The following is a 13,594-nucleotide window of genomic DNA, read 5'->3' on the forward strand; positions in this document are numbered from 1 at the left end:
TTTTGAATATTGCTATAGTAGTTTCGGAATTCAATGAGGATGTGACATCTAGGATGCTCTCAGTTGCACAAGAAAAAGCTGATTCTTTAAAATTGAAAATAATACATACATGTTCTGTTCCTGGTGCATATGATATGCCTATAATAGTTGATTCGTTATTGCAGAAAAGTGATGTTGATGCTGTAGTTACTTTAGGCGCAATTATCAAGGGGCAAACTAAACACGATGAAGTAATTTCTCATGCTGCTGCTCAAGCACTTACTGATTTATCCATAAAATATCAAAAACCTGTATCTCTTGGAATATCTGGTCCTGGAATGCAAGAAAGACATGCCCATGCTAGAATTAGGCCTGTGGCTGAACGTGCTGTAGAAGCAGTAGCAAAAATTTCATCAGAACTTAAAAGGATTCAAAAATGATTCAACTAAGTATTTTGAAAATAACCGGATATGGTCCATGGACTTTGACTTTAGGCAGTGACAGAGAACATGAACTACAAATACTTCAGGCATCTTTGTACAAGCAGGTACAAAAATTATTTTCTGAAAAAAACTGCCTTGTTTTTCTTAATAGATCTGATGAATTTTTTGTTGTTTCTAATGGTATTGGTTTAGAAGATCACATTCAAATTCAAAAAACACTTGAAAAATCATTTGAAGTACATCTAACAATTTCAATAGGTTTTGCTGAATCTCCATTTGAAGCAAATTTGAAAGCATATGAAGGAAAGAAAAACAAAATTGTTTTAGATAAAGAACATAATATTTTTGGTTTTGTTAATGAGTCATCTGACTCTAAAGTTACTATCATGCATTTGGATGTTGATGATTTAACATCTCAAAGAACAACAAATTCTCCATATGAAATTTCTTCAATAATTTTTCAATTGTATTCTAAAATGTCAAAATATTTCTTGGAGAAAAATTCTTTGACATTTTTTATGGGAGGTGATAACTTTATGGTTGTTGCAAGTGATGATGGAAAAAATTCTGTACAGGATTTCATTAATATGATTAAAAATGATGATAAAATTTCTTTGAATTGTGGTATAGGTAATGCTAGTACGTGTAGAGATGCTGTAAAATTGGCCACAAAATCTCTTGACACAATTCGTGAAATTCGAGATTCAGGAAAAGAAAAACCTGAAGTTTATGAATTATCATGTTAATCAAAAACATTAGCATTCTTTTAGGAAAAGAATTAGATTTTATAACAAAAACAAGTGTTCAAATCCAAAATGGAAAATTCAAACGTATTCAACCTAACATTAAACCAAGTGGCACAGAAGATTCAATTGATTGTGAAGGTCTCTTACTAATTCCTGGATTCATCAATGCACATACCCACATAGGTGATTCCATTGGAAAGGATGTTACTTTAGATAGTTCAGTGGATAAAAAAATACATCCTGTTTTTGGTGCAAAATCAAAAATTCTAAAAAATACCCCTCCTGAGAATCTGTCTAATTTTATGAAAAATACTTGTCACTCTATGCTTCGAAAAGGAATTACCACTTTTGTTGATTTTAGAGAAGGAGGATTAGACGGTGTCATTTTATTAAAAAAAACATTATCTGAAGTTCCTATACGATCAATCATCTTGGGTAGATTAGATTTTTACCAAAACTCCACAGAAATTAAAAAAAATCTATCTCTCCCTAAAGAAAAAGCCAAGGAACTACCTCTAATTCTTCAGAAATGTGATGGTATTGGAATTAGTGGTGCAAATGAGAATAGTAATTCTGTTTTGAATCATTATTCAAAAACTTCAAAGATTAGAGCAATTCACGCTTCTGAAACAAAACAAAGTGTTTCAAGATCTAAAAGAATGACTGGAAAATCTGAAACAATTCGTGCACTATCTATGAAACCTCATTTCCTTGTTCATATGACTCATGCATCAAATAGTGATCTTCATGTAGCGGCAAAAAAAGTCAGAGGAATTGTTATTTGTCCAAGAGCTAATGCCTCCTTAGCTGAAGGAATTCCAGACATCCCCCTAATGCAAAAAGCTGGTTGTATACTTGGATTAGGCACAGACAATGTTATGATAAACTCCCCTGATATGTTCCGAGAAATGGACTATCTATGGAAAGTTACAATGGGTATTCATAAGAAAAGAATCAATCCAAAAGAAATTCTAAAAATGGCCACAGTAAATGCTGGAAGAATATTGAAAAAAGACATTGGTGTTGTTGAGACAAAAAAAATTGCTGACTGTATATTTCTCAATAAGCATGCATTAGATTTAGAACCAATGCATGAACCTTATGCATCAATTGTTCATAGAGCATCTGAATCTGCAATTCAAGCAGTAATGGTTGGAGGTAAAATAGTTCATGGAAAAATCTAGACCTCACATAATTCTAAGTGGAGCAATATCTATTGATGGAAAAATTGCAACCAAAGTAAATGATTCTAAACTTTCGTCAAAAGAAGATATTCAAAGACTTCATAAATTACGTTCAAATGTAGATGCAATTCTTGTTGGAAAAAATACCGTTTCACGTGATAATCCACTTCTAACTGTTCGATATGTTAAAGGAAAAAATCCTACTAGGATCATTTTAGATTCTAAAGGAACCATTTCCGAAAAATCAAAAATTCTACAATCTAGCGATAAAGTCCCAACCATAATTGCAGTATCAAAAAAAATTAGTAAAACAAATCTCGAAAAACTACAGAAATTTCCTATTGAGATAATTACTGTTGGTAATGATTCTGTTAATCTAAAATTATTATTAAAAAAACTCTCAAAAAAGAAAATCAAGACAATATTAGTTGAAGGTGGAGGAACCATAAATTGGGAATTTGTTAAGCAGAAACTTTTTGATGAGGTGATAGTAACTCTGTCTCCGTTTTTAATTGGTGGAGAAGATGCAATTTCTTATTTACGAGGTGCTGGATTTAGCAAGATTTCTAATTCACCAAATCTTAGACTCAAATCAGTTAAGAGGCTCAAAAATCATCTAGTTTTACATTATGAAAAGCTCTAAGTTCTTATACTTTATTTCGAATACAACTACAAGAAATTGGCAGTAAAAAAGAAAACAACCAAAAGAAAAACTACCACAAAAAAGAAGGCTGCACCAAAAAAGAAGGCTGCACCAAAAAAGAAGGCTGCACCAAAAAAGAAAGCTACTAAATCAAAAGCAAAGAAACCAGCATTTGGTGGATATGCCATTAGTTTTGCAGGACGTAAAGAAACCGCTGAACAAATATTTGGTAAAAAACCAATTGCCCCAAGTGAAATGACCAAAAAGATTTGGGCATTTGTAAAATCAAAAAGCCTTTCTAATCGTTAAACCCACTTGTTAACGATAAACCGTTAACACTTTCTATCTTTTAATTATTTTAAAAAAATAAGATATAGATACTGGAAATAATGTAAATTCATCATGTCAACTGCATCACTAAGACGTGATCATGAATTAATTGAAAAAGTTGTCAAAGCAATGGATGCGACTATTTCATTATTAAATGAAAATAAAAAAATTCCTGAATCAATTTTACTTCCTGTTATTGATTTTTCAAAAAATTTTACAGATGTTTGTCATCATAGTAAAGAAGAAAATTCTCTATTTCCTGCATTGGAACAAGCTGGATTGCCAAAAAACATGGGTCCTATTGCAATGATGTTAATAGATCATGAACGTTCTAGAGAAATTGCAGCAAGTATGGAATCTTCTGCAAAGGAATATCTTTCTTCAGGTGAATCTGCAAAATTAATTTCTGACATGAAACAATATGTAGAACATATCACAGAGCATCTTTGGAAAGAAAATAATCGATTGTTTATGATGGCAGAAGCTCGATTACAATATGTTGCACAAAAAGTAGATGGAGAATTAAATGAAATTGAAGCTACAAAACTCAAAGATTTGGGAAAGACTAGACAACATTATGAAGATCTTGCTGAAAATCTCACCCGAGATGTTGCTGAGCACGGAAATTAGGCTTGACAAACAGTAAATTTGGTCAAGTAATTGCTGTACGAAAATTTGCAAATGGTGACATTGAATTAGATTTCTATCATGATGATGTGGTTACAGAATATAGATATTCATCTGATCCAAGTCGATTAGGAAACTTCCCAAAAGAATTGGCTGAAACTTTAGCATCCACTTTATCTACAGATATCTGTATTGAGATTTTCTTTGGAGATGATGGAACCCCTACACATGTAGAATTAGAAGAGTGTGACGATGAAGATGAAGACGATGAAGAAGAATTTGACGAGGACTTTGTCCCAGAGGAATCATGAACTCTGAATGTAACTCAAAGCTCAAGGCGTTCCCAAGATCTCTTTGATCTTCACTCAATAATACATGTCATCGAGTGTCCTCGTCACTGTATAATACGCTAAAATTATACTTAAAGGATCCTCATAATTTCAATTATGAAAAATTATTCTACGTAATGGTGATGTGTTAGGTTATCGTAGAATCTAACTGATTTTAGATTTACAAACTCTAACATTCCATATCTTGATAATTCTCTTCCAAATCCACTATGTTTAATTCCACCAAAAGGAATTCTTGGATCTGAAATTACTACGTTGTTTACACTAACAATTCCTGATTCAATTCTTCTTGACATTTTGTCTGCTTTGGCAAGATCTTTTGTCCAAATACTTGCTCCTAATCCAAATTCACTGTCATTTGCCATCTTGATAGCTTCACTTTCATTTTCAACAATTGTTATTGGTGCTACTGGTCCAAACGTTTCTTCTTTTGCGATTCTCATGTCTGGTGTGATGTTTGTCAGAATTGTTGGTTTGTAGAAATATCCCTTTCCATCCATCTTTTCTCCTCCTAGTAATACTTCGGCACCTTTTGCCTTTGCATCCTCGACAATTCCTGAAATTGTTTCTAACCCATCTTTGCTTGATAGTGGCCCAATATCTGTATCAATTGACATTGGATCTCCAACTTTAAGTTGAGATGCTTTTTTGATGAATAATTCAATAAAGTCTTTGGCAATATTTTTGCCTACAAAGAATCTTTTTGAGGCTACACAACTTTGTCCACAGTTGATAAATCTGCCCTTTACAGCACCCTCAGCTGCTTTTTCTATAATGGCATCATCTAATACAATGAAAGGATCACTTCCTCCTAATTCTAAAACACATTTTTTTAGATTCATAGCAGCCCGTTCACCAACTTTTGCTCCTGCATTTGTGCTTCCAGTAAATGTGACAGCATTAACCTCTGAATCAATGAGATGATTTGCAGAATCTACACTTCCAACTACTGTTGAAAATACTCCTTCAGGTATTCCTGCATCTGCAAATGCTTTTTCAATTTCAATACCTGATTGCATAGTGACTCTAGATGGTTTCATAACAATCACATTTCCTGCCATCAAACAAGGTGCTGCAAATCTTAGAGCTTGCCAATATGGAAAGTTCCATGGCATGATAGAACCAATTACTCCTAGTGGTTCAAATGTAAGAAAACTCTTTCTTGCATCTGTGTTTAATACTTCGTCAGTAAGGAAACTATCTCCATGGTCTGCATAAAATTCTAAAGCCCAAGCACATTTTTCAACTTCACCAATTGATTCTTTTAGTGCCTTACCCATTTCGCTAGTTGCAATTTTTGCTAACTCTGTTTTGTTTTTCTTTAAATGTTCAACTAAATTGTAAATGTAACTTCTACGTTTTTCATAATCTTTTTTCCATTCAGGAAATGCTCTTTTTGATTTTCTAACTAATTCAAATACTTGATCTCTATCCATTGCTGAAAATGTAGTGATATCTTCACCTGTTGCAGGATTTACTGTAGTAATCTGACTCAGAATATTTCAGAATCATTCCTCTTATTTATTCTAGTAACCTAAAATCCAGTATTTTGGTAATTTAATTAGAAAATCTGTTGCATATCTTTTTTGATTTCATCAATTTTCTTTTGATATGCCTTTTTTGATTTATCATTCTTTTTTAGATTAAGGACATTTCCACATGAAGGACACTTGAACATTCCTTCAAGAGCATCCTCAAATGTTACTCTTGGACAGTCTTCATTTCCACAATGGTAAAAATCTGATGCATTTTCATAGTCTAGTCTTTGTTGTAATCTCTCCTCGATTTTCTTTTTTTGATTTTCAATGAAATGCTCTACTTCTTCTCTCCTAGTTCTCCATCTGTAGACAAACCATCCTTTTCTTTCATCTTTTACTCTGATTCCTGTAATGAGAGATTTTCCAAAAAGATCATACAGTACTTTTCTTACCATATTGATTCTAAGTCCTGTGGAACTGGCAATTTCTTCATCAGTTGCATCTTCTGCTTTTAACAATGAACGAGCTACTTTGAGATATTCGTCTCCTCCAATCATTGAAGCAATTCTGACAAAAGGATCTTCGTACTTGTCTACCAACTCTAATTTCTCCTGATTTTCTATTATTAATCCCTTGTTTCTTTTACCTGGACATTTTTGCCTGTTTTTGTGGGTATGATCTTCCTCTTTGCATCTGGAAACTCTTTTTCAAATTGCTGACCTTCTTGAATACGATCTAAGAGTATGGCAAGAGCACTTATCTCAGAATGAGGTTGACTGCCTATCCCCACATTATAATCAGCTAATTCATAAATTTCTCTAGGAACCTTTTCAGCCCCAACAACGATTAGCAATTTTTCTTCTCCTCGAATTGTCTCTTGAACATCATTAATTTTCTCACCATACATTGAAAGATGCACTATTTTGAAACCATCCTCTTTTTTCTTTTTGACAATTGGTTTCCAATTTTCTATAAATTCAACTGTAAAATTGCCACCCCATGTTTCATTAATTTTCCCTAGCGTATCTTTTATCTCTGGGTTGACTTCTGTCATGAAAATTGTTTTTGCACCAAATGCTCTTGAAACTAATGCCACATGAGTCGTAACACGGTCATCTCTGACTAGTCTTTGTCCAATACGAACAACTTCAATTTCCAAATGTCTTTTCAACTCCTAAGTTTTTTTCAAATTTGTTTGAATTGTAGCTATCCAAAATATCTCTTATCAATTCTTTGAGATGTTTTACATTTTTTCCTGTTTTTGCAGAAACTGGAATCCATTTTTTATTATCTATTAAATTTAGTGTCTTTATTTTTTCTTCAATTTCACTATTTTCTAATAAATCTGATTTATTTAGAGCATATACCATTCTATCTTTTTCAACTCCTAACTCACTAAGCGTTCTCATACAACTTGAAAATTTCTTTTTCAATTCAAAAATAGAGTCACTGATATCTATTACCACAATAATGATATCCGTATGACCTAATTCTTCCAATGTTGATTTGAATGCGTCAATCATGTATGCAGGTAATTTACTGATGAAACCTACTGTATCTGAAATCAAAAATGGCTCTTGATTAATGGTAACTCTTCTTGTAGTTGTAGAAAGTGTAGTAAATAACTCACTGCTCTGATCTCTTGTTTCTCCTGTCATCATGTTAAACAAGGTAGTTTTTCCCGCCGAAGTGTATCCTGCAAGTGAGATTGTTTTGAATCCCATTCTTTTTCTTCCTTGTCTGTGAAGTTCTCTTTGTTTTCCAGCTTTTTCTAATTTTGATCTAACAGTGCCCATTCTATGTTTGATATCATTATAGTAAACATCAACCTCAAATTTTCCTATTCCCATAAATCCTGGTTGTTCACCCATACTTGAAAGTCGAACTTTTTCTTTTGCTCTAGCCATTTCATATCTTAGTTGAGCTAATTTTACTTGTAATTTTGACTCTGCACTTGATGCCCTACTTTCAAAAATTTCAAGAATTAATGCTTCTCTATCCAAAATTTCTCTATGTAATACTGATGCCAAATTATAATTCTGACTTGGTTTTAAAACCTCATCAAATACTATAACATCTGGTCTGATTTTCTCTGCAATCTCTTCAAGCTTTTCCAAAATCCCGCCACTAATTCCGTACTTTGGTTTTTTCAAGAATTTCTGTTTGATTGTGTGAACTACTTGAAAACCTGCTGCATCACAAAGCCCTTTTGCCTCATTAATCACATCTTCCTTATCATACGTGATTAAAATTGCCGATTTCATTTTGATTCCATGCTTTTACTATCAACCGAGTTAAAGATTCTAACTATTTTGAAAATTATGCCGTTTTTTTGATTGCTTTTTCTATGTTCATGTTTAGGACTATTTCTGCAATATCACTGGCATATTCCGAAATTCTTCTGATGTTTTCTGTCATCCTCCTAACTCTATAGATCTCTTCATCATCTTTTAGTGATTTTGAGGCTTCTCTAACCTTTTTCTCAAATTTTGCAATGTCGTTGGTTTTTTCAATGGTTTTTTCAGCCTGTGCGTAATCTTCTTTGAATAAAGATAGGCATGCATCATCTAATGCAGATAGGCAGAATTCATTCATGTCTTGTAATTTTTGTAAAATTTCCTTTTTCACTGATTTTTTAAATTCCAAAAGATCTTTGGCAATGAATGCTGCGTGGTCCCCTGTTCTTTCTATATTTTTTACTACCAATCTGTATCCTAGACAATTTCTTGGATTTCTAAAACCCATCTCTTTTAACATATGTTCATTTTGGATTGCTATCTTTAACTGACGAATAATGTAAAATCCGAATCTATCTACTTCATCATCTGTATTGATTACCTCTTGTGCTAAATCTAAATTATTTTCTTTGACAGCTAGTATTGCATCGCTGGACATTGATTTTGCCAAGTGAATCATTCTCTTGAATGCCCCGTCAACTGATAATTCTAATAAATTTACTAGAACTTGCACTGTGATTCCACTACTCGAATCTGAAATAATTTCAGAACCCATCAACATTCGCTTAACTGCTTCCTTTACAGTGTTTCTTTGAATCGGACTTAATCTCCCATCTTTTGGTTTTACATTAATTGTTTTGAAACCCAAGAAATAAAGTGAAATTAATTTCCTTACAATAGAAGATGCTTTTTCTTCAGAATTAATTTCAATTACTGCCTCTTCTTTTTTCTGACTACGTGATTCAAATTTTGGAGGGTAAAGCTCTAGAGTTGATGAGCCTTTTCTCACCATTCTAATCTGATCACCTTGTTTTAATCCTAAATCTATAATCCATTGTTTTGGTAATGAAACTATATACGATGATTTACCTGTAAATTGAATTTTCCTTGTTTCTTCTCTTTCTTCCATAAACTACATGAAAAATCCTATTCTATATAGTTTTTTGATTTTACCATATGTTATCATTGAACTAATATTTAGAATAAATCTAGTCTGGATATGGATCACATTCTAAAACTTCAGTCTTCTATTGACTCTCTATTTGGAAATGATACATCAAAACATCTTCCAAAAGATATTGAAATGACCTTCTCAAGGAAAACTGGCAGAATTAGAACAGTCATGCATAAAGGAAAACTATTGTGTACATTAAGAATCGATGGTGGGTTGGCAATTAGTCCTTATTTTGCTCAAATGCTAATGAAGAGTAAAACATTCCGAGAAAATTGTGTAGAGGTAAACAAAGATGCTGCACCTTTTGTTCAGGAGGGAAGATCAGTGTTTTGCAAACATGTTGTAAAATGTGGAAAAAATGTTAGAATCTCATCTGATACTCCCATTCTATTCAAAAACAAAGTAATTGCAGTAGGTAGGGCTGTTTTGTCCTATGAGATGATTTCTGATTTTGATAGGGGTGTAGCCATAAAAGTTAGAGATAGTTTAAAAAGTCGTAAAGAGGAAAAAGAACTATGATGCGTGGAGGAAATCGTGAAATGCGAAGAATGATGGATAAGATGGGATTGGATATGAATGAATTATCTAATGTTCAGGAAGTCACCATAAAGACCGATAAAAAAGAGATCATTATTTCAAAACCATCTGTTACCGAAATGAAAGCTAAAGATAATTCCATTTTTACTGTTACAGCTGACAGTTATGAAGAAAGAGAATTAGAAGTTCCAATTTTCTCTGAAGAAGATATTCAACTTGTTAGCCAACAAGCCGGAGTCGATGAGGAAAAGGCCAAAAGTGCATTGGAAGAAGCAAAAGGCGATCTTGCTCGAGCCATTTTATTGCTTACCACTGGATGATCCTTATTTTACGCCTAAAAATACCATAAAAATGAATGATTTAAGTAATGGATTTATCGAAATTCGAGTGTAATGAGTATGGCTGAATCTAAAGTCACTGGAATCATCAAATCTCTAAATGTCTTAGAAGATGATATCGACTCCTTAAACAGCAAAGTTGGAGATATGAAAAAACAACTTTCAGTAAAGGCCCAAAATGAAATAGATTCTCTTATGGAAAAAACTAGAGAAATGGCCACAAAAGAAGCCGAAGTTATGATAAATGCTTCAAAAGAGAAGGCAACTGCTGAATCTGCAAAAATTGCCCAAGAAGGCGAGGCTAAATTATCTGAAATTCAATCAAAAATTGATGCTAATTTTGATGAAGCAGTGAAACATGTTGTGTCAACTGTTTTGAAAGCATAATCCTAAATTCTATATTCTGTTTTATCAAATATCGATCCCTTACTTAACTCTCGTATCGGAATTGCTACTTCTTATGGTAAACCGTACTATAGATTTTCCACATATTTGAAAGCCCTCAAATTGTCATTTGATTCAATTTTACCAGAGGAAATCGGTAGTTATTCTGGACATCTTATTCTTACGACTCGTAAAGAATCCCCAAAAAGATGTGAAAAACCAATACTTCATGAGGATATTTTTGAACATCCACCAACGGTAATCCGTGGAATCATGATGCAAAAACTAAATCTCGATTTTGAAGAAAATGATCTAATTTTAGGAATTGATCCTGGTGAAAGAACTGGATTGTCTGTATTTTATTATGGAAAAGAAATTGAGAGTTCATTCCATTCATCTGTTGAAGAATTAGTTGTTCATATTATACGAGTACTTGGAGGTCTAAGAGCAAAAAGAAAAATTGTAAAAATTGGAAACGGAAATATGCGAATAGCAAAACAAATTGTAACTATGCTGAATCTTAAATTTTGTTCATCTTTTGAATTAGAATTTGTTGATGAAAGAAAGACAAGTATGAAAATTAAGAATTTTAATCAGAGAGGAAAACGAGATATGCTATCTGCAAGATATATCTCTCAAAGAGATGGACATAGACATTCTATATTGCCCCTGTCAATGATTGGTTAATTTTTTTATATTTTAGGAATAAACTTTCCTTTCTTCAGATCATATTGTATGATGTTCTTCTATTTTCTGTATTTTTTTAAGGAAAAACTGCAATTTTTTATCAAACAACTATATTGATACATATCATTTTTTCAAAAAATACGAAATTCAAACAAACTATACATATTTATTGAAGATTTCTTGTTTTTCGTTGCAACAAATTATCCTGATCGTAAATTTAATTAAAATTTTTACAACTTTTATCCATTTTTTATCCATATTTTATCGATCCACCCTTATATACTTATGAATTCTATACAATAATACCAAGATGACTTGTAAAGGAATTTGTGTAAGATATAAGGCTCAAAAGCCTGTTGGAACCGGAAGATATGCTTCTGGACAACGTCGATGTCAAATTTGTGAAATATTCATCAAATGGGAAGGACTATGGTGTCCATGCTGTGGCTATAGATTAAGAACCAAACCACGTAATTTGAAATACAAAGCCAAATTACGAGCAAGAGTTGAGGCTGATTCTATTGAAGCAAAATCAGTTGCAGAAGTTCAACCAGAAGTTGAGGAAATTGCAGTAAAAGCAAAATCTAAAGCAAAAACTGCAAAAGCAAAAACAAAGTCTAAGGAAAAAACTCCATGCAAATATTGTGAGAAATTATTTGTCTATCCAGACAAACACGAAAAAAATTGCAAGAAGAATCCTACTCTAGTTGATGCTTCCCAAGAAAATGAATCAATAGCAATAAAAGCATAAGACTTGTTCATAGCTTATTGAACTCTCCAAATGGATTTTTCCAAAAATTGGTAAATTTGGAGGGCCGTAACTTTTCTTTATCTATACAAAAATTTGATAATGGATATTTTATTTCCGTAGCTGAAGGATCCAATAAAATTGGCTCCATGGTGGCCTCAATGGCAACTGGACCTACACCTATCACCACCACGATTATTCCCTCCCGATCTGAATCCCTTTTTCTCAAACTTGTTGCTGAACGAATCAGCACCAGAATGAAGGGCATTACATTAGTTTCTGCATTTATTCAAAAAGAATTGGATCCCAATACTGCAAAACACTTAATGTCTGAGATTATGGAGATGATTGAGAATGAGTGATTTAAGAAATTATATTTCAAAAATTAAGAAAAATAAAGAACTCAAAATTATAAAAACAAAAGTTTCTACAAAATATGAGATAGCAGGAATTACTGCAAAAGTTGACGGCTCCCATGCAGTATTATTTGAAAACATCAAAGAAAGTAATTTTCATTTAGTTTCCAATTTGGTTGGCACTCGAAAAAGATTTGCTCTTGCAGTTGGTGGAACTGAAAACAATATTCATGAAAAGGTAATTTCTGCCATAAAAAAGGCAAAAGCCCCTAAAATTATCTCATCAGGGAAATTTCAAGAAAACAAGTCAAAAAACCTCTTTTCTATGCCTATTGTCACTCATTTTGAAAAAGAATCTGGTCCTTTTATCACCTCTTCAATTGCATATGTAAGGAATCCAGAAACTGGAAAACAAAATTCATCTTTTCATAGAATGATGCCAATTGATCAAACCCATTTTTCAATACGAATGGTTGAAGGACGTCATTTACATCGATGTTTTGTTGATGCAAAGGAACATGGTGAGGATCTAAAAGTTGCAATAACTGTTGGTGTTCATCCTGCCATTTCTATTGCAGGAGCTTATCAAGCACAATGGGGTAAAGATGAGATTGATATTGCAAATTCATTGTTGGGTGGAAAATTAACTTTAACAAAACTTCCATTTACTGGATTGAATGTTCCTTCTGGTTCAGAGATAGTTATGGAAGGAAAAATTCTTCAAGATAAAACCCATCCTGAATGGATGGTAGAAATGCTTCAGACATATGATCATGAAAGATCTCAACCTGTTTTTGAACTTGAAAATATGTATTTTAGAAATAATCCCATCTTCCATGATGTTTTGTCTGGTTATTCAGAACATAGATTATTGATGGGAATGCCAATTGAATCAAAATTAAATGGTGATTTGAAAAAAGCATTCAGACAAACACAACAAGTATCTATGACAAATGGTGGATGTAATTGGTTGCATGCAGTAGTACAAATAAAGAAGAAAAACGATTCTGATGCAAAAAAAATAATCAAAAAAACATTCGAGTCTCACCGTTCACTAAAACAAGTTACAGTAGTAGATGAGGATATTGATCCTAATGATGCTGATGCAGTAGAATATGCTATGGCTACGAGATTCCAGGCAGATAAAGATCTTGTAATCTTAAAAAATGTGCGTGGTTCTAGCCTTGATCCATCAAGTAATCAAAAGAAATTACAAACTGCAAAAATGGGTATTGATGCAACTAGATCTCTTTCAAAACGTCCTGAAGGATTCGAATTGGCAAAAATCCCAAAAATTGACAAAATTAAACTCGAAAAATATTTCAAATAACCAAAATCGACTGATTAAATTAA

The 13,594-nt window shown here is 32.7% G+C and carries 19 protein-coding genes; 14 read left to right on the forward strand and 5 right to left on the reverse strand.

What is annotated here, in order from left to right; genetic code table 11:
- Nucleotides 1-2: 2 nt before the first annotated feature.
- The 7 genes from ribH (at nucleotide 3) to Nisw_RS05845 (ending at nucleotide 4,263) form a co-directional block, all read left to right on the forward strand.
- Entirely contained in the window at nucleotides 3-419 is a 417-nt protein-coding gene (gene ribH / locus Nisw_RS05815; protein ID WP_141977326.1) for a 6,7-dimethyl-8-ribityllumazine synthase, read from the forward strand.
- Complete coding sequence (locus tag Nisw_RS05820) at nucleotides 416-1,168, forward strand: GTP cyclohydrolase IIa (protein ID WP_141977328.1); 753 nt, start codon at nucleotides 416-418, stop codon at nucleotides 1,166-1,168. The genes ribH and Nisw_RS05820 overlap by 4 nt, the downstream gene beginning before the upstream one ends.
- Nucleotides 1,162-2,352, forward strand: a complete 1,191-nt coding sequence (locus Nisw_RS05825) for an amidohydrolase family protein (protein WP_141977330.1) — start codon at nucleotides 1,162-1,164, stop codon at nucleotides 2,350-2,352. Before Nisw_RS05820 ends, Nisw_RS05825 begins: the two co-directional genes overlap by 7 nt.
- The gene (locus tag Nisw_RS05830; protein ID WP_141977332.1) at nucleotides 2,339-2,995 is read left to right on the forward strand and encodes a 2,5-diamino-6-(ribosylamino)-4(3H)-pyrimidinone 5'-phosphate reductase; all 657 of its coding nucleotides are present in this window, start codon (nucleotides 2,339-2,341) and stop codon (nucleotides 2,993-2,995) included. Before Nisw_RS05825 ends, Nisw_RS05830 begins: the two co-directional genes overlap by 14 nt.
- Nucleotides 2,996-3,031: 36 nt before the next feature.
- Nucleotides 3,032-3,304, forward strand: coding sequence for a hypothetical protein (locus Nisw_RS05835; protein ID WP_141977334.1), 273 nt, complete (start codon nucleotides 3,032-3,034; stop codon nucleotides 3,302-3,304).
- Nucleotides 3,305-3,397: 93 nt separating this feature from the next.
- Complete coding sequence (locus Nisw_RS05840; RefSeq protein WP_141977336.1) at nucleotides 3,398-3,955, forward strand: hemerythrin domain-containing protein; 558 nt, start codon at nucleotides 3,398-3,400, stop codon at nucleotides 3,953-3,955.
- Between the two features lie 2 nt (nucleotides 3,956-3,957).
- Complete coding sequence (locus Nisw_RS05845; RefSeq protein WP_141977338.1) at nucleotides 3,958-4,263, forward strand: hypothetical protein; 306 nt, start codon at nucleotides 3,958-3,960, stop codon at nucleotides 4,261-4,263.
- 143 nt (nucleotides 4,264-4,406) lie between these two features.
- Here the strand turns inward: Nisw_RS05845 and Nisw_RS05850 are convergent, their stop codons facing one another.
- The 5 genes from Nisw_RS05850 to Nisw_RS05870 all read right to left on the reverse strand — a co-directional run bounded on the left by Nisw_RS05850 (nucleotide 4,407) and on the right by Nisw_RS05870 (nucleotide 9,146).
- Nucleotides 4,407-5,738, reverse strand: a complete 1,332-nt coding sequence (locus tag Nisw_RS05850) for an NAD-dependent succinate-semialdehyde dehydrogenase (RefSeq protein ID WP_255430732.1) — start codon at nucleotides 5,736-5,738, stop codon at nucleotides 4,407-4,409.
- A 125-nt stretch (nucleotides 5,739-5,863) separates the two neighbouring features.
- A complete protein-coding gene (locus tag Nisw_RS05855; protein WP_016939412.1) occupies nucleotides 5,864-6,379 on the reverse strand; it encodes a transcription factor in 516 nt (171 codons plus the stop codon).
- Nucleotides 6,380-6,405: 26 nt separating this feature from the next.
- Nucleotides 6,406-6,939, reverse strand: coding sequence for a tRNA (cytidine(56)-2'-O)-methyltransferase (locus Nisw_RS05860; protein ID WP_141977342.1), 534 nt, complete (start codon nucleotides 6,937-6,939; stop codon nucleotides 6,406-6,408).
- On the reverse strand, nucleotides 6,929-8,044 hold the full coding sequence (gene hflX / locus Nisw_RS05865; RefSeq protein ID WP_141977344.1) for a GTPase HflX: 1,116 nt from the start codon (nucleotides 8,042-8,044) through the stop codon (nucleotides 6,929-6,931). The genes Nisw_RS05860 and hflX overlap by 11 nt, the downstream gene beginning before the upstream one ends.
- 55 nt (nucleotides 8,045-8,099) lie before the next feature.
- Nucleotides 8,100-9,146 carry a phosphate uptake regulator PhoU gene (locus Nisw_RS05870; protein WP_141977346.1) on the reverse strand — a complete coding sequence of 349 codons (1,047 nt, stop codon included), beginning with the start codon at nucleotides 9,144-9,146 and terminating at the stop codon, nucleotides 8,100-8,102.
- Between the two features lie 90 nt (nucleotides 9,147-9,236).
- On the opposite strand from Nisw_RS05870, the gene Nisw_RS05875 reads away from it, so the two are divergent.
- From Nisw_RS05875 to Nisw_RS05905, 7 genes are all read left to right on the forward strand, one after another.
- Nucleotides 9,237-9,710 carry a PUA domain-containing protein gene (locus Nisw_RS05875; protein WP_141977348.1) on the forward strand — a complete coding sequence of 158 codons (474 nt, stop codon included), beginning with the start codon at nucleotides 9,237-9,239 and terminating at the stop codon, nucleotides 9,708-9,710.
- Nucleotides 9,707-10,048, forward strand: a complete 342-nt coding sequence (locus Nisw_RS05880) for a nascent polypeptide-associated complex protein (RefSeq protein ID WP_141977350.1) — start codon at nucleotides 9,707-9,709, stop codon at nucleotides 10,046-10,048. Before Nisw_RS05875 ends, Nisw_RS05880 begins: the two co-directional genes overlap by 4 nt.
- A 78-nt stretch (nucleotides 10,049-10,126) precedes the next feature.
- Nucleotides 10,127-10,453, forward strand: coding sequence for a hypothetical protein (locus Nisw_RS05885; protein WP_141977352.1), 327 nt, complete (start codon nucleotides 10,127-10,129; stop codon nucleotides 10,451-10,453).
- A gap of 105 nt (nucleotides 10,454-10,558) precedes the next feature.
- Complete coding sequence (locus Nisw_RS05890) at nucleotides 10,559-11,137, forward strand: hypothetical protein (protein WP_141977354.1); 579 nt, start codon at nucleotides 10,559-10,561, stop codon at nucleotides 11,135-11,137.
- A gap of 310 nt (nucleotides 11,138-11,447) precedes the next feature.
- Complete coding sequence (locus tag Nisw_RS05895; protein ID WP_141977356.1) at nucleotides 11,448-11,888, forward strand: hypothetical protein; 441 nt, start codon at nucleotides 11,448-11,450, stop codon at nucleotides 11,886-11,888.
- A gap of 17 nt (nucleotides 11,889-11,905) precedes the next feature.
- Nucleotides 11,906-12,247 carry a proteasome assembly chaperone 4 gene (locus Nisw_RS05900; RefSeq protein WP_141977358.1) on the forward strand — a complete coding sequence of 114 codons (342 nt, stop codon included), beginning with the start codon at nucleotides 11,906-11,908 and terminating at the stop codon, nucleotides 12,245-12,247.
- Complete coding sequence (locus Nisw_RS05905) at nucleotides 12,240-13,571, forward strand: UbiD family decarboxylase (RefSeq protein ID WP_141977360.1); 1,332 nt, start codon at nucleotides 12,240-12,242, stop codon at nucleotides 13,569-13,571. Before Nisw_RS05900 ends, Nisw_RS05905 begins: the two co-directional genes overlap by 8 nt.
- Nucleotides 13,572-13,594 lie beyond the last annotated feature (23 nt).

The organism is Candidatus Nitrosopumilus sp. SW, assembly GCF_006740685.1.
Classification (GTDB): domain Archaea; phylum Thermoproteota; class Nitrososphaeria; order Nitrososphaerales; family Nitrosopumilaceae; genus Nitrosopumilus.

Excerpts from the sequence above, each read along its gene's own strand:
- Nisw_RS05820 (WP_141977328.1), top strand. The coding sequence starts at position 416 with ATGATTCAACTAAGTATTTTGAAAATAACCGGATATGGTCCATGGACT.
- Nisw_RS05825 (WP_141977330.1), top strand. The coding sequence starts at position 1,162 with ATGTTAATCAAAAACATTAGCATTCTTTTAGGAAAAGAATTAGATTTT.
- Nisw_RS05830 (WP_141977332.1), top strand. The coding sequence starts at position 2,339 with ATGGAAAAATCTAGACCTCACATAATTCTAAGTGGAGCAATATCTATT.
- Nisw_RS05840 (WP_141977336.1), top strand. The coding sequence starts at position 3,398 with ATGTCAACTGCATCACTAAGACGTGATCATGAATTAATTGAAAAAGTT.
- Nisw_RS05850 (WP_255430732.1), bottom strand. The coding sequence starts at position 5,738 with ATGGATAGAGATCAAGTATTTGAATTAGTTAGAAAATCAAAAAGAGCA.
- hflX (WP_141977344.1), bottom strand. The coding sequence starts at position 8,044 with ATGAAATCGGCAATTTTAATCACGTATGATAAGGAAGATGTGATTAAT.
- Nisw_RS05870 (WP_141977346.1), bottom strand. The coding sequence starts at position 9,146 with ATGGAAGAAAGAGAAGAAACAAGGAAAATTCAATTTACAGGTAAATCA.
- Nisw_RS05875 (WP_141977348.1), top strand. The coding sequence starts at position 9,237 with ATGGATCACATTCTAAAACTTCAGTCTTCTATTGACTCTCTATTTGGA.
- Nisw_RS05880 (WP_141977350.1), top strand. The coding sequence starts at position 9,707 with ATGATGCGTGGAGGAAATCGTGAAATGCGAAGAATGATGGATAAGATG.
- Nisw_RS05885 (WP_141977352.1), top strand. The coding sequence starts at position 10,127 with ATGGCTGAATCTAAAGTCACTGGAATCATCAAATCTCTAAATGTCTTA.
- Nisw_RS05895 (WP_141977356.1), top strand. The coding sequence starts at position 11,448 with ATGACTTGTAAAGGAATTTGTGTAAGATATAAGGCTCAAAAGCCTGTT.
- Nisw_RS05905 (WP_141977360.1), top strand. The coding sequence starts at position 12,240 with ATGAGTGATTTAAGAAATTATATTTCAAAAATTAAGAAAAATAAAGAA.